Annotated in this window: 20 protein-coding genes; 9 read left to right on the forward strand and 11 right to left on the reverse strand. The window is 40.4% G+C overall.

Features of this window, described 5'->3' with window-relative positions; translation table 11 throughout:
* Nucleotides 1–95: 95 nt before the first annotated feature.
* Nucleotides 96–2,804 (forward strand): cation-translocating P-type ATPase, encoded by a 2,709-nt coding sequence (locus QT327_RS17095; RefSeq protein WP_289553539.1) that lies wholly within the window; start codon nt 96–98, stop codon nt 2,802–2,804.
* A gap of 25 nt (nt 2,805–2,829) precedes the next feature.
* Here the strand turns inward: QT327_RS17095 and QT327_RS17100 are convergent, their stop codons facing one another.
* Entirely contained in the window at nt 2,830–3,633 is an 804-nt protein-coding gene (locus tag QT327_RS17100) for a universal stress protein (RefSeq protein WP_130855463.1), read from the reverse strand.
* Nucleotides 3,634–3,892: 259 nt separating this feature from the next.
* Here QT327_RS17100 and QT327_RS17105 point away from each other — a divergent pair, with 259 nt between their 5' ends.
* A complete protein-coding gene (locus tag QT327_RS17105) occupies nt 3,893–4,735 on the forward strand; it encodes a universal stress protein (protein ID WP_289553540.1) in 843 nt (280 codons plus the stop codon).
* Between the two features lie 3 nt (nt 4,736–4,738).
* Here the strand turns inward: QT327_RS17105 and QT327_RS17110 are convergent, their stop codons facing one another.
* Nucleotides 4,739–5,605 carry a universal stress protein gene (locus QT327_RS17110; RefSeq protein WP_289553541.1) on the reverse strand — a complete coding sequence of 289 codons (867 nt, stop codon included), beginning with the start codon at nt 5,603–5,605 and terminating at the stop codon, nt 4,739–4,741.
* Nucleotides 5,606–5,999: 394 nt separating this feature from the next.
* Between QT327_RS17110 and QT327_RS17115 the strand changes: the two genes are divergently transcribed.
* Entirely contained in the window at nt 6,000–6,317 is a 318-nt protein-coding gene (locus QT327_RS17115; RefSeq protein WP_289553542.1) for a hypothetical protein, read from the forward strand.
* A gap of 11 nt (nt 6,318–6,328) precedes the next feature.
* Here the strand turns inward: QT327_RS17115 and QT327_RS17120 are convergent, their stop codons facing one another.
* Nucleotides 6,329–6,922, reverse strand: a complete 594-nt coding sequence (locus QT327_RS17120) for an HdeD family acid-resistance protein (protein WP_289553543.1) — start codon at nt 6,920–6,922, stop codon at nt 6,329–6,331.
* A gap of 133 nt (nt 6,923–7,055) precedes the next feature.
* Between QT327_RS17120 and QT327_RS17125 the strand changes: the two genes are divergently transcribed.
* On the forward strand, nt 7,056–8,450 hold the full coding sequence (locus QT327_RS17125; protein WP_149105800.1) for an MBL fold metallo-hydrolase RNA specificity domain-containing protein: 1,395 nt from the start codon (nt 7,056–7,058) through the stop codon (nt 8,448–8,450).
* A 145-nt stretch (nt 8,451–8,595) separates the two neighbouring features.
* Nucleotides 8,596–9,654: a response regulator gene (locus QT327_RS17130; RefSeq protein WP_149105801.1), complete on the forward strand. Its 1,059-nt coding sequence runs from the start codon at nt 8,596–8,598 to the stop codon at nt 9,652–9,654.
* 16 nt (nt 9,655–9,670) lie between these two features.
* Here the strand turns inward: QT327_RS17130 and QT327_RS17135 are convergent, their stop codons facing one another.
* Together QT327_RS17135 and QT327_RS17140 are read right to left on the reverse strand one after the other, a co-directional pair.
* Nucleotides 9,671–12,196, reverse strand: coding sequence for a cation-translocating P-type ATPase (locus tag QT327_RS17135; RefSeq protein WP_289553544.1), 2,526 nt, complete (start codon nt 12,194–12,196; stop codon nt 9,671–9,673).
* Nucleotides 12,197–12,289: 93 nt separating this feature from the next.
* Entirely contained in the window at nt 12,290–13,120 is an 831-nt protein-coding gene (locus QT327_RS17140) for a universal stress protein (RefSeq protein ID WP_289553545.1), read from the reverse strand.
* A 220-nt stretch (nt 13,121–13,340) separates the two neighbouring features.
* Here QT327_RS17140 and adhP point away from each other — a divergent pair, with 220 nt between their 5' ends.
* Genes adhP through QT327_RS17160 form a run of 4 tightly spaced genes read left to right on the forward strand, consistent with a single transcriptional unit; the run spans nt 13,341 to nt 16,177 of the window.
* On the forward strand, nt 13,341–14,381 hold the full coding sequence (adhP, locus tag QT327_RS17145; protein WP_149105804.1) for an alcohol dehydrogenase AdhP: 1,041 nt from the start codon (nt 13,341–13,343) through the stop codon (nt 14,379–14,381).
* A 12-nt stretch (nt 14,382–14,393) separates the two neighbouring features.
* Complete coding sequence (locus QT327_RS17150; protein ID WP_289553546.1) at nt 14,394–15,116, forward strand: polysaccharide deacetylase family protein; 723 nt, start codon at nt 14,394–14,396, stop codon at nt 15,114–15,116.
* A gap of 7 nt (nt 15,117–15,123) precedes the next feature.
* The gene (locus QT327_RS17155) at nt 15,124–15,678 is read left to right on the forward strand and encodes a DUF1003 domain-containing protein (RefSeq protein ID WP_149105806.1); all 555 of its coding nucleotides are present in this window, start codon (nt 15,124–15,126) and stop codon (nt 15,676–15,678) included.
* 58 nt (nt 15,679–15,736) lie between these two features.
* Nucleotides 15,737–16,177, forward strand: coding sequence for a hypothetical protein (locus QT327_RS17160; RefSeq protein ID WP_149105807.1), 441 nt, complete (start codon nt 15,737–15,739; stop codon nt 16,175–16,177).
* A 256-nt stretch (nt 16,178–16,433) separates the two neighbouring features.
* On the opposite strand, the gene QT327_RS17165 is transcribed toward QT327_RS17160, so the two are convergent.
* The 6 genes from QT327_RS17165 to QT327_RS17190 form a co-directional block, all read right to left on the reverse strand.
* Nucleotides 16,434–16,619 carry a hypothetical protein gene (locus QT327_RS17165; RefSeq protein ID WP_149105808.1) on the reverse strand — a complete coding sequence of 62 codons (186 nt, stop codon included), beginning with the start codon at nt 16,617–16,619 and terminating at the stop codon, nt 16,434–16,436.
* 141 nt (nt 16,620–16,760) lie between these two features.
* On the reverse strand, nt 16,761–17,399 hold the full coding sequence (locus tag QT327_RS17170; protein WP_149105809.1) for an NADPH-dependent F420 reductase: 639 nt from the start codon (nt 17,397–17,399) through the stop codon (nt 16,761–16,763).
* 50 nt (nt 17,400–17,449) lie between these two features.
* On the reverse strand, nt 17,450–18,232 hold the full coding sequence (locus QT327_RS17175) for an SDR family NAD(P)-dependent oxidoreductase (RefSeq protein WP_130855448.1): 783 nt from the start codon (nt 18,230–18,232) through the stop codon (nt 17,450–17,452).
* Nucleotides 18,233–18,300: 68 nt separating this feature from the next.
* The gene (locus QT327_RS17180; RefSeq protein ID WP_130855447.1) at nt 18,301–18,879 is read right to left on the reverse strand and encodes a TetR/AcrR family transcriptional regulator; all 579 of its coding nucleotides are present in this window, start codon (nt 18,877–18,879) and stop codon (nt 18,301–18,303) included.
* Between the two features lie 332 nt (nt 18,880–19,211).
* Nucleotides 19,212–20,057: an aldo/keto reductase gene (locus tag QT327_RS17185; protein ID WP_289553548.1), complete on the reverse strand. Its 846-nt coding sequence runs from the start codon at nt 20,055–20,057 to the stop codon at nt 19,212–19,214.
* A 147-nt stretch (nt 20,058–20,204) separates the two neighbouring features.
* Complete coding sequence (locus tag QT327_RS17190; RefSeq protein WP_289553549.1) at nt 20,205–20,780, reverse strand: TetR/AcrR family transcriptional regulator; 576 nt, start codon at nt 20,778–20,780, stop codon at nt 20,205–20,207.

Consider the following 20,780-nt stretch of genomic DNA (forward strand, 5'->3'; position numbering starts at 1 on the left):
TCGCGAATTATAGATCGTAGGGAGGTTCCCTATAAGTCTATTTATGAGGGTGATTAAAACAGCCGCTAACGATGATTGTTATCAATCTACATTATATGCGCAAACAAACAAGTGTTACTGAGAGGCGTAATAAATCAACAAAAGGGGAATACTTTCTTAAATATAAAATGAAAGAAGCAACGTGGTTTTTCAAAGAAAGGGCTGAGGTTCTTAAAACGCTTGACGTTGACGAACAAACCGGTCTCTCGAATGCAGAAGTTTTATTAAGACGGAACAAAACCGGCGTCAATGAGCTTCAAAAAGAAAAAAGAAAGACCGTTTTAAGACTCTTCTTTACGCAACTCCAAGATTGGTTAATTTATATCCTGTTTGCCGCCACCTTAATAACTGTTTTTGTTGGAGCGTATGTTGATGCCGTTATTATTCTATGCGTCATTATATTAAACGCACTATTAGGCGTATTCCAAGAGATTAAAGCAAGTAATGCCATTGAAGAACTTCAGAAGATTAGTCGACCGAGGGCAATTGTTAAAAGGGAAAATACAACAACGGAAATAGACGCAAAGGATCTTGTTCCCGGGGATGTTGTGATTCTGGAAGTAGGGCGAAGCGTCCCTGCTGACATTCGCTTATTGGAAACGATTGACCTCAAAATCGATGAATCGGCTATTACCGGCGAATCGGTGCTTAGCTTAAAAGACGCTTCCTTTATTACAGATGACCATCAAACACCACTTGGGGATCGCTATAATATGGCATATATGTCAACCTTAGTAAGTACGGGGCGAGGATTAGGCATCGTTACGGCCACTGGTATGAAAACGGAGATCGGAAAAATCGCCAATCTGATAACAGGTCAAGAAACTCATAAAACACCGCTCGAAAAGCGCCTTGAACATCTCGGAAAAACTCTTGGAAGAATTGCTATCTGCGTATGCTTGTTGATATTTGTGATTGCGATGGTTCAGGGGAGAAACTTACTGGATATGTTTCTTCTTTCTGTATCGTTGGCAGTAGCGTCAATTCCGGAAGGCTTAGCAGCTATTGTGGCAATTGTGCTTTCCATAGGCGTTACCAGGATGTCAAAACAAAACGCTATTATACGCAAGCTGTCAGCTGTTGAGACGTTGGGATCGGTAACTATCATCTGTTCAGATAAGACGGGAACACTCACTCAAAACCGTATGAAGGTAACTGATTATTGTCTTTCCAACGGTAAAGAAGGCGATCCTCTTTCCTTGGCCAAAGCCATGATTCTCTGTTCGGACGCCACGGTTGGTGATGGACAGGTTACAGGCGACCCAACCGAGATCGCCCTACTGCAATGGGGAGATGAGCTTCAGATAAATCGCAAATCGTTATACGAAAGCAACAAACGTATTGCAGAGTTACCCTTTGATTCGGACAGGAAATTGATGTCAACCGTGGTTGAAGAAAACGGGTCCTATACTGTATATACAAAAGGGGCACTAGATGAGCTTATGGAGAAATGTCGTTTTGTAGCAGAACGAGGGGAGAAAGAACTTTTGGATGATGAAAAAAAACAGTTTTATCGCGAATTCGCGGAAAACATGTCTAATCAATCATTGCGGGTGTTGAGCGCCGCCTATAAATCAATAGATTCGAATAAAGTTAAACCCGAAGATCTAGAACAAAACTTAATCTTATTGGGTTTTGTAGGCATGATTGACCCGCTAAGAGAAGAGGCGGTATTGTCAGTACAAAAAGCAAAAAGTGCGGGTATCATAACGGTCATGATTACCGGCGATCATAAAAAAACAGCTTTCGCCATTGCTCACCAGCTACGGATAGCTAATAAAATGGAAGAGGTTATTACCGGACAAGAAATTGACAGGCTTTCTGAGGAAGAATTTATCAAACAGGTTATGCAATACCGTGTGTTTGCTCGCGTTTCGCCGGAACATAAAGTTAAAATAGTCAATGCGCTGAAACGTTGTAAAAACATTGTCTCAATGACGGGCGACGGAGTCAATGATGCCCCTTCGTTGAGGGCGGCGGACATTGGAGTAGCGATGGGTATAACCGGAACAGATGTGGCTAAAAGTGCCGCCGACATGGTGTTAACAGATGACAACTATGCTACTATCATCACAGCTGTTGAGCAAGGCCGAAACATTTATAACAACATTAAGAAATCGGTTATCTTTTTGCTTTCTTGCAATCTGGGCGAAGTTTTCACATTAGTCTTTAGCTTACTACTTGGTTGGCCAACCCCATTATTAGCAACGCAGCTATTGTGGGTTAATTTAATTACAGACTCGTTGCCTGCAGTTACTTTGGGGATGAACCCTTCCAATCCCGAAGTCATGAAAGCTAAACCAAGACGGCTTCGGGAAAGTTTCTTTTCCGGTGGTGCGACGACTCAAGTTTTTTGGGGCGGGTTGCTTATTGGCCTGAACGCCTTATTTGCCTTTTACTATGGCTTTTACATTAATGAAGCAAGCCCATTTAACAACGTTGAAGACGACGAAATTTTATCTTATGCCCAAACCATGGCATTTATCGTACTTGTTGGAAGTCAATTGCTTTATGCCTTATCCCTTAGAAGTAAACGAAAACATCTTTTCAGACTTAGCCTTCTTTTTAATAAATACCTTGTATATGCAATTATAACAGGTTTTATTCTACAATTGACTGCTATCATGATACCTTTTCTGCGAGAAGCATTTCATCTAGAACTACTCAGTTGGACAGATTGGGCAGTTGCCTTACTATTCTCTTTTTTTCCGCTGTTGATTACCGAACTCGTTAAGATGCTACGGGTTCAGCAAGAGAAAAGCTAGCCAAAGAGAGATTTGATGGCCTACTTTAGGCCACCGGCATTAGTAAAATAGGCACGCGCTTATAAACTTCTGCACCCTCAGCCGGTTTATCAGAAAATAGATGAGCGAAGAAATGATGCTTACGATGTGCAATTGCCAACATTCCCTGGTCCTCCGAAGTCATCAATCGGTTGATGATCGTTTCCGCGTGGCCATGCTTACCAGCGTTGAATATACGTATACGTTGTTTAACCCGCGAAGATATGGTTTCCGTAAACAAAGATTCAATGACATCTTCGGTCAGATCCGGCAAACCTTCTGCACATACATGTAACATAGATAGTTTTACATGTAGCGGTTCCGAGAGCTTAGCTAACTCCATTACGATTTTAAAATCCGTGTACCTGAGATCAGTTACATAGAGTATATTTTTTAAACCCTCAAAAACGACCTGCTCTGGAATGATCAGGATGGGACAATTTATCTTATCGACAATTTCTCTTACCTTTTTACCAAATAAAAACCCTGTTGTGTTTTTACCGTCTGCCGCTCCCATTAAAATGAGTTCAATATGCAGATCCTTAACCAAGTTAAACATGGTCTCTGCAAAAACACCCCGCTCAACCAAGCTTGTAATTACCGGTTTGAAATCCGTAGCCACCCAATGACCTTTGAGATCCTCCTTAATTTTTTCCAATTCGGAAAAAGCCTGTGCATAATTAGCCGTTCTGTCGTCAATTATACAGGATAAGATCATATTGGATTTCAAGCTTTGCGCTAGTTTTAACGCGTATTGCAAAACATTGTCTTTTTTGTTCGCAACATCAATCATCAAGAGAATATTCTTCATGTTTAATTCATTTTACCTCGTTAATTTTTCCATTTGTACAATGGAGCATACCGAATTCAAATTTCTTTTACTTCTTCCGCTTTTTGAATGATTTGGATAACCGCCAAAGATGATTGCGCTCATTATATTGTGATATGTTTGGAACACCAACTAATGTCTACAATCATTTATTGTACTTATGAAGATCATAGTTTCCTCGCCTTTTATGTACTTACTTCGCGTTATACAGTTTATTCAAATAACTCTTAAAAATATTCTTATGGACACCATTTTAGTTCCGACCGACTTTTCGGAAAACTCCAAAGGAGGAATCCGTTTTGCCATTAACATAGCAGCTTATACAGATACTCGTCTGCTATTTATCTATGTGGCACCGATTGTATATAAAACCGACCCGAACATGTCATATGAACATTTCGGTATCAATAAAGATGAGCAGTCGCTATCCTTAAAAAACTTTGTTGAGGCTTGTTACCAAGAAATGGGAGTTAAGCCCAAATTATACGACTGTACTGTTATCAGTGGGCTACGAGCAGATCTCGCTCTTCTACGGTTTTGCACTAAGAGTACAGACATCACTCACATTTCAATCAGTACACGGGGCGCTAGCGGACTAAGCAGACGCTTGGGCACAAATACCGGTAACCTTGTTACCAAATCATGTATTCCGGTCTTTGTAGTCCCCACAAATTATCGGCCGACACCGTTAAAGAGCGTACTCTACGCTTCAGATCTGCAAGATTATAAAAGAGAAATACAAGAGGTTTTAACATTTGTTGAGCCGTTCAAAGCAAACTTAGATGTGCTACATTTGACGAGCACACCCGAAGACATATCTACTGCCCCGTATACCAAATCAACAGCTTATCCGGTTGATTTTCACATTACAAAAAAAGATATACTTCAACCTTTCATTACACAATTATTGAAAGAAGTAGAACGCCTTAAGCCTTCCGTGCTGGTATTATTTACCCGGCAAAATCGGTCTTTCTTAGAAAAGTTGTTCCCGTCAATTTTAGCAGAGGAGTTGGCCTTTCACCCAAAGGTCCCTATGCTAATCTTTAGCAAGATAAAGGAAACAGCAGGTGAACCTATTTCGTAATTTTCAGTAATTAATAGATGCGCCTTTTAGCACCAACAACGGAATTTTTATTTGCTTAGCGATTTGTTTTGTATGACTTCTCTGCCATAGTTTAGCCAAGCCGCTTTCCGGTCTATGAACCATGGTTAAAACATCCACTTCGCCATTTTCTGATAGCCGTAAAATGCCGTCCTCAATGGTTTGGCCCGGTAAATAGCGATAATAAATTTTATCATAGTTATTCTTACCGGCGACCTCCCGCACGAAAGATTCAATCTGTTGCTGATGCTGACCATCATTAGCGTCAGTAGTTACGTGACTGATCACTATTTCGGCATGCAATGGCTCGGCATATTTAACCAATAATTCTATTAAGGCTATGTCGTTTGGACTAAGGTCGGTTGCGAAAGCAATTTTATTTATTTTCCCGTATTTAAAGTTATGTGGAATTAATAAAACAGGACAAGAAATGTGCCTGATAAAGTCCCTACTTTTACTTCCAAAAATAAACCGTTCGGCGTTACCCGCTCCATGCATTGCGGCCACAAGTAATATCGCTGCATTGCGTACTATTTCTTCGGCAATTTCTTGGTAAACCACGCCTTCTACTAAAGAAGACGTGACAGAAACCTTTTCCCCAGCATTGTTTTCTATAATTTGAAGCCTCAACTGTTGCTTCAAAAGGTTCATCTGCTGATTGGCTTTTTCTTTTACATCTTGATAATCAAGCACGGGCCATAGAATCTGGGTGTCTAAAAGTGTTTTATCTGCGACTTCCATTACGTGTACCAGATGTAAAGAGGCCTGCAGCGTTATCGCCATTTCTACGGCGTACAACGCAGCGTTATAAGCAGGTGCAGAAAAATCGGTAGGTACTAACACTGTTCTCATAACATATTTTTAGGGTAAAGTTCGTAAAGGTATCTTGCTCTGTCAGTGAAATCAATCATGCTTACCCATGATTGTCAACAGTATGGATCTCAGAAAAAGAAACTGCGTTCAAAAAGCCATTTAAACGGCCGTACTTTGTTACGATAAGTTAGTTTATATCGTTCAATACTGTGCGTTTATATGAAGGTGTAAAGGTATCAGTTGGTCTGCTTATGCTAGATGATACGTATCAATATCGCAGTTGATTGGAATCATATCTATCTTTTAACACAAGCGCTATCTTTCCGATAAAATTAGCAAGCAGCCCAGGCTGCAACGGTTCAAGATTTTGAATAAGATTTTAACCAATAAATGCTAAAGATTGCTACAAGAAAACCATCTAAAAAATAATGAAATGAAAACAACACTAATCATTCTGATGTTGGTTCACGGCACCATCCATCTCTTCGGTTATTCAAAAGTACTGATTGTTCTATCCCATCGGGCCTTTCAATCGAACCTACACCGACTCGGATGGCTGTTGAGCTGTCTCTTATTCCTTGCAAGCGCAATCCTTCTGTACATTCATCAAAGTAGCTGGCAAATTCTGTGTTTTATTGCAATGTTCACCTCTCAACTTTTGATAATAAGCGCTTGGAAAGAAGCAAAATATGGTACGATTGGGAATCTCCTGTTATTTTTGATGATCCTGCTTTTGAACCGATTGGTCTAGCTCATTTCTATTTAGGATTGATCCGATCCTCTCCGAAAAAGCCTACCAGTATTCCGATAAACAACGGACAAAGAAATAGCGGTGATACCGATTAGAACGATACCCAGACCGGTCCAAGAGATGGTATTGAGAAAACCGATTACCTGCAAAGAACTCGCAGTAGCACTTGAAACAATTATTAAGGAAATCAGCATAATTGCTACACCCATTGCAAGCTGTAACCACCATCTTTGATAAGCGTACGCTCGAAGCAACAGGGCGAAACGCAATGCTGTAAAGCCCTTGTAAAATACCCAAATGCTGATTAAAGGTGTAAGTATAATCATCATAATCAATGGTGATAGCAACAAATATATCCCCATAGCAACATCGATGATTCCACCCACCAACATGGTCAACCACATCTTTATTATTTTTTGATGTTGTATGATGAATAGTATCTCAAGGACACCACTGACAATGATCAAAACGGAGAAGCTAAGGCTAATAAACAAATAGGATTGAAAAGGGCGCCATAAAGTTAAAAACCCTATTATTACCAATAAAATACCGGTGATTAAGATCCGCTTGTTAAGCTGTGTAGATTTTTTGATATCGCGTTCCATAATTTGACTTTTATGCAATAAAATTAGCCTTTATCGTGGCCAATATATATGACTGGTATTAGGGATTCTATTGATCGTTATCATAAGGGAGTTATAAGCTATTATGGAATTTTGTATTAAAAACATAGAGCTAATGCTTACGATTGATAATAAAAAGGCTGTATTGCTTCAGGCTTTTGGAGCAGCAGAAACAGTTACAGGTTCGAAACTACTCGTGCGTACGCCGTCACTCAACATTATGATTGATTGCGGTTTGTTTCAAGGATTGAAATCACTACGAGCTAAAAACTGGCAGTATCCACCTATTAATCCCGGTAAAATTGATGATTTACTTATCACCCATGCTCATCTTGACCACACGGGCTATATTCCACTACTTGTAAAATATGGATATAAGGGCAAAATTTACATGAGTGCTCCTACACGGGAGCTATGTGAAATCATCTTACGTGATAGTGCTAAATTACAGGAAGAAGATGCTTACAAAGCAAATGTGCATGGCTATACGAAGCACAAACTTGCTGAACCTTTGTATACAATTGCCGATGTGGAAGTGGCGCTAAAACAATTTGTAACAGTAGAACTCAACAAACTGTACCAACTAAATAACTACATAAATTTTCAGTTCTTTCCGGCTGGACATATACCGGGTGCTTGTTCAATTAAGCTCAACTGCTATGGTAAACACATTGTATTTTCGGGTGATCTAGGTCGCCGGCATACACCTTATCTTCCCTCTCCGCAAGCACCTGGAGAGGCAGATTATCTTGTTATGGAAGCCACTTATGGTGATCGGCTTCATGAAAGCTCAGATGCGGGAGAACAGCTCACCGCGATGGTTCGGGAAGTAATCTCCCAGGGGGGCAACTTATTAATCCCCTGCTTCGCAGTAGGCCGGGCCCAAGAGCTCCTCCTTTTGCTATATCAATTGAAACAAGAACGAAAAATACCTAAAGAAATTCCTATCTTTCTAGATAGCCCTATGGCCTCCTTAGCAAACAAAGTATTACTGCGCTATCCGGAGTGGACGACACTGGCCAATCGGCACTGGCAAAAAGTATTGAGCAGTATAACCATCAATAAGAATTTCAGTGGTACCGAGAGAATAATCAAACAAAAGGGCAGTAAAATCGTTCTTGCCGGAAGTGGTATGCTTACAGGAGGTCGGGCACTCGAGTACCTTAAACATTATCTTGGCGACGACCGGAATATTGTGCTGCTAATTGGCTTCCAAGCGGCCGGCACCCGGGGGAGAGCATTATTGAATGGCGCTTACGAAATAAAGATCCACGGCGGATATTATCCGGTAATTGCAAAGGTTCACGAAATTACCGGTCTGTCGGCCCATGCAGATCAACAGGAACTAATGGACTGGCTATACAGCAACAATAAAGCACCGATAAAATTATATCTGAATCATGGTGAACCCTGTGCTTTAGAGGCCTTACGTGTAAAGGTTAAGGATAAATTGCGATGGGATGTGACGATCCTAAAACAAGATCAATTAGAAGTATTATATGCAGTTTAAGCAAAAACAATTCGTAACCTTAATTGTCTTCAAAAATATCTATATTTACGAAAGCCACTGACAGCCCTTGAAACACACTTTCTAAAAATAACGCTCTATTCATGTAAGTGTTAATGGCTTTTATGATTGGTCAAACTATACGCTCATGAAAAAAATTGTTCTCATCGAAGATAATCAAGAGATTAGAGAAAGTATGGCTGAAATCTTGGATCTTGCCGGTTATAAAGTTTACACTGCGGAAAATGGAAAATTAGGGGCTTCCCTAGCTTTAGAATATCAACCAGATTTGATTATATGCGATATTATGATGCCTGTTTTGGATGGCTATGGTGTTATCCATTTATTGCACAAGCATATGCCTATGCATCATATTCCATTTATTTTCATTTCTGCGAAGACCGAACGAATGGATGTACGAAAAGGTATGGATCTGGGAGCCGATGATTACTTAACCAAACCTTTTGATGGAACAGAGCTTTTAAACGTGGTAGAAGCCCGGCTAAAAAAAAGTGAGTTTTTAAAAGAAAAATTGCAGCCTAACTTAAATGGCGTAAGTCAATTGATGCGTAGCTTAGGTGAACGAGATTACATGGAAGATCTTAAAGAAGGTCGTAATATCAATAGGTATAAAAAGAAACAGTTGATTTACTCAGAGGGGAATCAGCCCGCACGTTTATTCTATGTTTTGAAAGGCAAAGTAAAAACTTTCAAGCGAAATACAGACGGAAAGGAGCTTATTATAAACCTATATAAAGCGGGCGATTTTTTAGGTTACCGTGCCTTACTTGAAAACTGCGAGTATCGAGAATCTGCTGAAGCACTTGAAGATACAGAACTAGCACTTATACCTAAGTCTGATTTTGAGGAACTATTGAACAGTAATTTTGCGGTGATGAGGAAGTTTATCAATATTTTAGCTGAAAACCTGGACATGAGCGAAAATCAATTACTGGCGGTAGCGTACAATTCCCTACGTAAAAAAGTGGCCGACTCCTTAATAACCTTATATGATAAATACAACGCGGAAAGGGCTTTCCCCTTTTATATTGATTTATCCAGGGAAAACCTTGCTTCCATCGCCGGTGTCGCTAAAGAATCACTGATCCGCACATTGGGCGATTTCAAACAAGAAAAGCTAATCACGATCGAGGACAATCGGATTTCCATTGTGAATTATGATAAATTAAGAAAAATGCACAATTAATTTTCTACCAAACCAGTTAATAGGTTCGTTTATACCACTTGATTAATTCGTACCACAATACGCTAAAAAAACCGACGATTGCACTCAATAAGAGTTGCGCTATGGATAGGTTTTGAAAGCCAAAAAAGGAACGTAGGGGCGGTATCGTTAAAAGCAATAAAACCACAAGGGCAGTAATCAATATAATCCAGGGAACGAGCACATTCCTGTACTTCAAAACCGCAATAAAAGAGTAATAAAAAGAGCGGTTCACCAAAGTTAATGTGATATTCGCCGTTATAAGTGTAAGAAAAACCATGGTACGAACGCCTGTCTCTCCCAACCCGGCATGGACACCAAACAAATAAATCCCCAGTATGCCAAGGGTAATCGCCAAACCTTGGATAATACTGGTGCCCAACTCTTTCCACGTAAAAAAGGTTTGTGTTAACGGGCGAGGTTTCCGCTGCATAGTATTCGGCTCCATGGGTTCATTTTCATAAGCAATGGAGCAAGTTGGCCCCATAATTAATTCTAAAAAGATAACATGTACAGGAGAAAAAATAGTCGGATACACCCATCCAAGCACCAACGGGACAAGCACAACCAGTATAATAGGAATGTGGATGGAAATAATATATTGTATTGCTTTTTTCAAGTTAGTATAAATCTTCCTTCCCATGGCGATTGCTGTGACCATTTTGGATAAGTCATCTTCCAGTAATATCAACGAGGCAGCTTCCTTCGCAATTTCGGAACCCTTTCTGCCCATGGCAATACCGATATGAGCCGCTCGTAAGGCCGGTCCATCGTTTACCCCATCGCCTACCATACCAACAACCTCCCGGTTATTCTTTAGAATTTCCATTACTTTTAGTTTCGCTTCAGGAAACATGCGTGTAAAGATCTGATTGTCCATTACGGCCTTCGTTAAGGCCGGTTCCTGTAATTGTAATAAATCGGCACCTGTGATATGCCGTTCTCGACCATTGAAGTCTATCTTCTCCGCAATTGCCAAAGTGGTTATCGCATTATCGCCTGTAATAAGTTTAACCTTAATTCCTGCATTGTAGAACTGTTTAAGCACCTCCTTGCTATTTCTTTTTGCCGGATCATAAAAGGCAATTAATCCAACAAATTCAAATAGCAATGATTGTTGCTTTTCCGGGAATTCATTTCCCGGAAAATGAGAAACGCCAACACCTAATAAGCGATAACCTTTAGACGCCAGACGCTCTATGGCACCTTCGAGTCTCAATTTGTCTTCATTAGTAAAATTGGCGATCGCATAAAAGGCCTCGGGTGCACCTTTGGCTGCTATAATACGCTGGCCTTGTTCGTTTTCAAACACATGCGTCATCATTGGTGGCACACCCTCTATTGGATATTCATATACCATATGAAATAACGGGCGTTCATCCAAATCAATCGCCTTCGCATACTGCTCATGCACTGCTTTTTCCATGGGGTCAAACGGAACAATTTCACTGGCCCACATAGCCGCGGTTAACAGTTTCTTTGCGGATTCACCTAGCTTTTGGTCCTCTATATCGTAGTATTTGTCTTCTTCCCAAGTATACAGGTTTATCAGGCTCATCTTATTTTCCGTGAGTGTTCCTGTTTTATCCGTACATATCACAGTTGCACTTCCCAAAGCTTCCACAGTCTTCATCTGCTTAACTAACACGCCGTTCTTCATCAATCGCCATGCACCCAGGGCCATAAATGTAGTAAATGCAACCGGAATTTCTTCGGGTAAAATACTCATGGCTAAAGTCAAAGCCTTAAGTAGACTATCCAGAATGGTGAGCGATTTTAAATAATTTATAAACCAAACAAGCAAAAATACCGAAACGCCTACATAAGCCATTTTTCTTACAAATGATTCGACTTGCTTCTCTAGTGGTGTTTTTTCAACCGCTATATGGTCGATACTTTTTCCTATTTTGGCAAGTGCAGTTTGTTCCCCAACTGCTGTTACTAACGCAACTGCAGAACCGCTTACCACGTTTGTTCCCTGAAAAACATAGGCATCATCTGCAGCTCCGTCCTTATAAACCGCTAAAGATTCACCGGTAAGAATGGATTCGTTTACAGAAAAATCATGTGCACGGAGTACTTTACCATCTGCAGCAATGGTATTCCCTTCTTCAACTATCAGGTAATCGCCCAGAACAAGTTCTTTACTGTCAATTATGACAACTCCATCGGAACGAATGACTTTGCTTTTGGGAGCTGTGATCTGTTTCAATTTCGCGATTGCCTTTCTACTTCTCGAATCCTGAAATATGGAAATGACACTGATAAACAGAATAGAAACTGACAGGAATATCGCATCTGCCTTCTCTCCACTCACAAAATATATGGCAGAAGCTAACAATAAAAGGAGTACCATCGGTTCTTTCAACAGTTGAATTACTATATGAATCAAGCCACGCTCCTTTTGTTGTTCAATACTATTTTCTCCCCCACGCTGTCGTTGCTCAACAACTTCAGTTGCTGTCAAACCACGAAAACCGTATTGGTTAGCATTTGTTTCTATTTCAGAATTTGTAGCATTCATAAATTAACTATTGAATCGAGTCTGTGTTTTCAACCATCACTCCGGTAATAACGATCAATCTTACAAAAAACAAATATAGACTCGATAAGTTCATTAACGGATAATCAGCAGAGGAACCCGCGTTTTTGCAGCTAATTTCTTAGAAATACTCTCCTTGGTAATTCGCTCTATAAACGAATGTTTCTTCGCTATTACGATAATCATCTGCGCTTGATGATTTTCAGTATAGCTAAGAATTCCTTTATCAATATTTCTATTATCTATATAATGAATAGATGCATTAAAATCTTCGAACAAATCATAAAAGTCATATTGTTCGCGGATCATATCGGCATCAAAATGCTCTTCCTCTTTATAGTCTACATGCACTACCAGCAGCTGGGCGTTCAACTTCCCTATTAGATACTTAAGTTTTTCAATCGGCATGGTCTCAGCGACGTCTTCCAGATCACAACCGAGAACAATTTTATCAATTGGTTGAAAGGCAGCGTTGACCGGTACGACTAATAAAGGTAAGTGGCAATTTTTTAATAGGGACTTTGTACTGCTACCCACCAGCAGTTTCTCCCAGGTATTTTTACCAGACAACCCAATCACAACCAAATTGACGCCGTGTTCTACTGCTAGGTTATTGATTCCCTGTTCCATGTTTAGCGAGTTCGCTACTAGGGTAATTTTCGTATGTGGATCCAAGGTCTGTATAAATTCGCGTTTTAATTCGTCCAGCAGATCCAAACTACGTTCATGCAGTCGGCCATCAGACAGTGCAATGCTCTCTGGGATATCAGCAGTAGTAGGAAGCAGTTCATAAGAGTGGTATAATATTAGGTGTTTAGCTTCCAACTGGTTACTTAAATGTGCCGCATAATTAGCCGCGTGATTGGCAGCTTTTGAGAAGTCTGTTGCGATTAATAAAGTTTCCATAATGATCATTTTATTTCAAGCAAAGCTATGTAAGTTGTCAGGTATCCCGGATGATGAACGACATAATAGACTATGATTTTAATCATAATAGCTTTCTTCTCTTTTCAAGCAAAACGCCCCTTTTATCAATGTGACGATAATCATTTGTAAGGTTGAGGTAAATCATCCACGTGTTGAAGACAGCGGAGTACCTTTGATATCAAGATTAAACAGCAAAACTATGATACCAAAGACAATGAAGGCGGCCGTTCTACATGAGTTCGGCAAGCCACTCCAAATTGAGCAAGTTCCTGTAAAGCAGCCCAAAGAAAACCAAATTCTCGTAAAGGTTGTTACTTGTGGCGTCTGTCATACCGATTTACACGCCTGTGAAGGTGACTGGCCGGTAAAACCGAAATTGCCTCTAATTCCAGGACACGAAGCTGTGGGTTATGTTGTCGCATTGGGCCCACTGGTATCAAATGTCAAAGAAGGCGATATTGTAGGTGTTCCCTGGTTATTTAGTGCCTGTGGTTACTGCGAGTACTGCATTAGCGGCTGGGAAACACTTTGTGAAAGCCAACAGAACGGCGGGTATAGCGTAGACGGTGGATACGCAGAATATGTAGTGGCGGATGCAAGATATGTAGCCCATTTCCCACCAAATATTAATTTTCTAGAAATTGCACCGATAACCTGCGCAGGCGTTACCGTATACAAAGGTTTAAAAGAGACAGATACCAAACCCGGTGAGTGGGTAGCCATTTCCGGAATAGGAGGCCTTGGTCACCTTGCTGTTCAATACGCTAAGTCAATGGGATTACATGTAGCGGCTATTGATGTTGCCGATGATAAGTTGGCATTAGCAAAATCATTGGGCGCAGATATTACCGTCAATGCGACAGAAACAAACCCAGGTTCCTTTCTGAAACGGGCAACGGGAGGAATGCACGGTGTTCTTGTAACTGCCGTTTCGCCCATCGCCTTCAAACAAGGAATTGAAGCATTACGGCGAAAAGGTACAATCTCCTTGAATGGGCTTCCTCCGGGCAGTTTTGATCTGCCCATTTTTGACACCGTTCTTAATCGGTATACAGTACGAGGCTCAATTGTAGGTACTAGAAAAGACATGCAAGAAGCGATTGGCTTTGCCGTGGAAGGGAAAGTAAAAGCTTCTGTACATGCCGGCAAACTGGAAGATATCAACCAGATCTTTGACGATATGAGAAAAGGTAGTATCGAAGGTCGAGTGGTGCTTCAGATCGGAAGCCCTACCTTATAAATGATAAGCCCTATGAAAACCATGCTGCTCGCCCTGTTTTTAATAACAGGGCTCACCGCAAAAACGATTGCCATACAACAAACCATCTACTTAACGCTAGACGATGGTCCACTTCCCGAAAGTAAATGCATCGACAGTTTAGTTAGAGTAGAACGAATAGCCGTCAATATATTTGCCGTAGGAGCAAACTTATCCAGTAAGGAAGGACGTATAAATTACACTCGTTATAAAAGTAATCCCCATATCAAAATCTTTAATCACAGTTACAGCCATGCAAATGGTCATTATAGAAAATACTATCGAGATACAGCAGCTGTGTTAAAGGACTTTCAGAAAAATGACTCGCTTCTTAATCCTTTTTCCTCGATTATCCGGATGCCAGGCAGAAATATGTGGCGAATAAACGGTCGAAGTAAAAATGACATAACAAACGGAATTGAAGCGGCCGATCATTTGGCAGCAAACGGATATACCATTATCGGCTGGGATATAGCATGGCTGCAGGACAGCATAACGAAAGAGCCAAGCATAGATGCACTAGGTTTAATGGAAGTAATTGAACATAGATTAAAGAGACGCAACACTTTTACCAAAGATCATTTAGTACTCCTCTTACATGACGAAATGTTTTGTTCGGCGATCATGGTAAACGAATTAAAAAAACTGATTGAAGAGATGAACAGGAAAAAATTAAGATTGGCCTACCTGGACAGCTATCCTTTAATTAACAAATAATCAGACCATGGACACACAAGATATTGACCAATTATTAAAACATCAGAACGAACAACTGTCCAAATTACATCAGATTGTTAAGGAAACAATCGTTGATGAGCAGCTCATCATTCAAAATTTATCGAACCCACCACTGGAAACCATCAGCAGAGGTCAGAAATTGTCCGATAAAGTGGCTCGCTTCGGTGGCAGCTGGTGGTTTATTATTGTCTTTATTTTAGTGCTTACCTGCTGGATACTCATTAATACCCTTGCTTCCTCATTATATATCTTTGACCCGTACCCTTATATTCTTATGAATCTAATCCTTTCATGTGTGGCGGCCTTACAAGCCCCAATTATTATGATGAGCCAAAATAGACAGGAGGAGAAAGACAGGAAAAGAAGTGAAAATGATTACCTGATAAACCTGAAAGCCGAACTGCAAATTCGCAGTTTACATAAGAAAATGGATCTGTTATTGGAAGGGGAACTAAAAACACTCTTTGAAGCCCAAAAACAACAGTTTGATTTACTTAAACATATAAGTGCAAAGTTAGCGGATCAGACATCAAAGCTTTGATTTGTAAAGGGAGATATGGGATCGACACAACAGACAATTCACATTAAATGGTTATAATATGAAAACAGCGAATAAAACAAATGTACTTTTGAAGATGTTGAGCATGAAGGATTGCAATGAGATATTTTGCATTTCCAGAGAAGGCATTGTAACTGGTAATTTTTTACAAGATCTTCAATTAAATGAAAACAGCCCGATCGAATTTACCCAAAGATTGTTGTGGCTCAGTAAAGGCCTTTATACGATTCGCTTGGACTACGATCCTAAAAAAATTGTTGGCTATACCCTATTTTATCGGCTAAACGTTGCCTTCTTTCGCAGCCTTTGTATTTTATCTGATTTTTATCGCCCCAATATTATATCGCAGGTTCATGAACAAATGAGTGAACTGGGCAAATTCTGTTATGGTATTACAACTTGCATAAGTAAACGGAATCCACTGTCGAATTCGGATATGGGGTTCTCAATGCAATTAATTCCCGGAACTTTTACAAGATAATTGAGTAAACACATACCGTCCTTGTCAAAAATTTCATTTCCATTCACATACAGTAATGTAAATTTTTGGCATGGTAAGCTCCATTCGGCCTATTCATCATACAGATCATGCTTGATGCCTTTTAATTCTTCATCACTTATGTCTTTATGCTTGATGGCCATAAGCGAAGTAAGTACCACTACTGCAAAAGGGTTCAGATTATTCCTGAGAAAGTGCTCGTCCTGATTCAGTATTTTGTAACAATTGAATTTATATGTCAGCTCGGTCCCATTGTCTTTTGCCAGAACATCATCAAAGGTAAAGTAATACGAGTAGCTGATGGAGATACGATCACCATATTAGACGAAGATAATACGCAAACAAGAAATACCAATACTTCCGGACCTCCCTGGCTGTACATTTTGATTACACCTGAGGTACTGTTCTCATTTATTTGTTTCATATTTTCGTTTTATTTAACCCCAATCTTGAATAATCGTTCAAGATCGGGGCAAAAAACTATTCCTTCGTAATTACGGCATCAAGAATGATACTTTCTTTAATATCATAACCCAACGGGCTTTATAAAGCTCATTCACTATCTTTATTTCAATTTGATAAGGTTATGAGTGATAAGGGCGCCTCCGAATTCCTGTAATCTACCGCCTTCATCCAAACCTCCTAAATCTATCGGATAAAAGCCCAAGTTTTTTGCAAAGGTTAGAACCTTTTTTTTCGACTCATCATCATCCCCTGAGACAAAGATGACACGTCTACCTTTATCCACATTAGGATCTGAAGCCAAAATTGCGGCCGGTAATGTATTGAATGCTTTCACAAGTGAAGCACCGGGAAATAAACCGGTATTAACCCTGCTGGATGTTTTTCCGCCAAAATCTTTAGGTTTAAACTCTGGAAAAACAATGGCATTGCTCGTATCTATAACGGTACGTCCTTTCCAATCTATATCTTTTACAGCATCCGGTATCTGATCAAAATGAACGGCAATCAGTACAAGGTCTGCCTGTGCTGCTTCAGTTGGGGTTCCTGTAGTTACTCCATCCCCTAAAGAGGAGGCCAAATCAGCCAATTCCACGGGTTTTTTCCTACTGCTGATGATTACTTTATAGCCTGCTTTTGCTGCATGTCTTGCAACAGCTTGCGCTATGTGTCCTGCTCCCACTATTCCAATGGTCTTAGTAGTTTCTTGAGGATTCACCTTGTTCGATATTCCATTTTCCATCTCGAAATTTTTTAGTTCTTAAAATATTGCTTGTCCAAAACCGGTATAATTTACCAAGGAAACGATCCTTCCGGTGCAGAGAACAGTACTGAAGGGTCATTCTCTCCAAGAGCTGCACGTACAATATTGCGGGAAGCCTCTTCGACGGTTTCCGTTCCCTCAAAATTATTCATGGCGGTCGCTGCAAAACCGGGACTTGCGGCCTCTACACGGATATTGCTAGATTCCAACTCAATGGACAAGGCCAGGGTAATTGCGTTGACGGCTGTCTTGCCTGCACCGTAAACAACATTGAAGCCTCCTCGGTACGGATATTCCGGGTCTGCATTAAGATTTAAAGATGCCATACCACTGGACAGATTAACGATGCGGGCAGAAGGAGCCTTGTGAAGCAATGGCAGAAAGGCCTGGGTAACAGCCAGTAGGCCGAAAACATTTGTTTCCCAAACGGCTCGCATCTCGTCAATATCTGCTACACTGGCTTTGCCAGAGGCCAGTATTTCTTCCAATGACCTTTCTGATGAACCTGCATGCGAGATCCCGGCGTTGTTGACCAATACGTCAAGTCTGCCAAATTCTGTATTTACCTGATTGGCTGCCTTCAAAATGGATTCCTTATTGGTTACATCAATGGCGATCGGATATGCATTTTCACCTATTTCCGATACAGCCTTTTTTGAATTTTCTAATTTGCGAGACCCGACCAGTACAATGAAACCGTGGCCTGCCAGCTCTTTTGCTACCTGTTGGCCGATACCTCGGTTAGCTCCTGTGATCAACGCTACTTTTTTTTCTGTTTTTTGCACTGAATTCGTGCGCTCTGAATTTGACATTGTCTTAAAATTTAAATGTTAATATAATTTATACTTGAATGATTGTTCAAAAATAGGGTAAAAAAAATTTATCGTGTTATCATATCCAAAAGATCATCAATGATTTTGGCTATGCGGTTTTTATCCTTATAAAGAATGAAATTCTGCCCCAAGCCTGGCAAAGTGGCTACGATGAGTTGGGCCAATAAGAAAGTATCCTGCTTATCACTGATAGACCCGGCTTTTTGTGCATTGATGACCATTTGTTCGAAGATCTCGAACAGTTTATCCATGCTGTTCTTCAATAACTGATGCGTTTCATCATCTGTCGCCGCGAGTTCGAAAGAGCTTTTAACTGAAAGGCAGGAGTCTTGGCTTAGTACAGAATTGGTAGCAACCTCCATATAAAATTCACGAAGTAATTCCAGCGGATTTTTCTGCGTTTCCTTTTGCTTCAAATCGTATGCATAAATGGGGTTCAGATAATCCTTGAGACAAGCCAAAAATAAGTCATGCTTGTTTCCAAAAGTATTATAGATACTTCCGGGATTTAGCCCGGTAGCTTCTACCAAATCTTTCATCGAAGTGGCGTGATAGCCCTTCTTCCAAAATACCTGTAGCGCTTTGGAGATGATCTTTTGCTCGTTAAATTCTATCACTCTTGGCATAATGATACAAAGGTAAGAATTATTTTTGAATGAACGTTCAAAAATAAATTCTTTTTGCGCATTTTTTTTTTATCTATATATCTACTACAGGATATCAGCTTTGAAAAAAGATGAGCCCATGAAACCCGAGTATATTTTCCGAATGCACAGTCGCCAATTATACGGTCGGAGTCGTCGGCCAATCTAATCGTCCAAATGTAGGTGCAACCGGTTCCATGTGAATTTACGTAGGAACCCTAGCTATAATCTTCAGAATACTTCTTGATCAAATAGGATCCATAGCCTGAGCAGGCCATGGATCTTGACATTACAATTATTTGTTGATCTGTTAATTAGAACGTTAGCTTGGTGAGCCAATCAGCGGTTTCGGGATCACGATGATCAAAGAAAACACTTTTACCGGTGTCCAGCCTTGCTATGGCATCAATGTCTTCCGCGGTCAGTTCAAAATCCCAGATATTGAGGTTTTCCACCATTCTTTCTTCACGCACCGATTTCGGGATCACACCGATACCTTGCTGGATAAGCCAACGTAGGGTAACCTGTGCGACAGATTTTCCATATTTACTGCCGATACCGGTAAGCACCTGATTACTGAAGATCTCATTTTTTCCTTCTGCGAATGATGCCCAGGATTGTGTGACGATATTGTGCTTCTTTAATAATTCGTGCTCGGCGGCTCTCTGGTAAAAAGGATTGATCTCTATCTGGTTTACCGCCGGAACAATCTCGTTGTGTGCGATCAGGTCGACTACCCTGTCCGGGAAAAAATTACTTACACCGATGGCGCGGATTTTTCCTTCTTTGTACAGTTCTTCCATGGCACGCCACGAACCGTAATAATCTCCCATAGCCTGATGTATGAGATATAGATCAAGGTACTCCAGTTCTAATTCTTTCAGCGACTTTTCGAAAGCTATTTTCGTCTTTTCATAACCGGCATCTTGCACCCAAAGTTTCGTAGTGATGAATAGTTCTTCTCTGGCTACACCACTTTTTCTGATGCCGCTACCCACCGCGGATTCGTTCAGGTATAGAGAAGCGGTGTCTATCAAACGGTAGCCTGACCTGATAGCTGTTAGCACGGTTTGTTCGCATTCGTTCAGATCCGGTATCTGAAAGACGCCTAAACCTACAAGAGGCATTTCGATGCCATTGTTTAATTTGATTTTCTGCATGTTATTAATTATTATGAGTTTTTATTTTAGAGAAAGTGGTCCAATAAGTTTTCCTATACAAGCGCCACCATGTGTACCGAAGATTGATTTTTATCATATATACATGCCTTTATATTAAACCTATCGTTCCACAATAAGATAAAAAAATTATTGGTTGATCGACCCGATCAAAAATTCTGTTGTTTGTTTAGTGAGTTTGGCATCCGCAAATAATATGTGCGTGTTATAGATCGATACAAGGCCCGATGTTAAAAAGTGTGCCAATGCGCGCGGCTCTTTAGCTGATAAAAGGGAGCCGTCTTCTTTTGCTTGCGTCAACAATTTCTCGAAAAGGTCAACCGCTTTCAGGGTTTGCTTTTTCAACATTTCGCTCACCTCCTGATCCGTTGTTGCCAGCTCAAATACCGAGTTGGTGAACAGGCAGTTGGTATCCCGCAAAGCAGATTCCATGACAGAATAAATAACGTTACGGATCGCCTCTAACGGCTTTTCACTTTTCTTCGCTGCCTGGCTGTATTGTTTATCCTTGTTTTGGATATAGTTCGTAAGGGATTTTAAAAAGAGGTCGTGTTTGTTACCATAAGCCAAGTATAAACTACTCCGGTTGATTTGCATTGTATCCACCAGATCGTTCATAGTCGTTGCATTATAACCTTTCTTCCAGAAAAGATCTCTAGCTGTTACCAGCTTTTCATCGTAATCGAATTCCTTGTTCCTTGGCAT

Source organism: Olivibacter sp. 47 (genome assembly GCF_030372825.1).
In the GTDB taxonomy this organism is placed as follows: Bacteria; Bacteroidota; Bacteroidia; order Sphingobacteriales; family Sphingobacteriaceae; genus Olivibacter; species Olivibacter oleidegradans.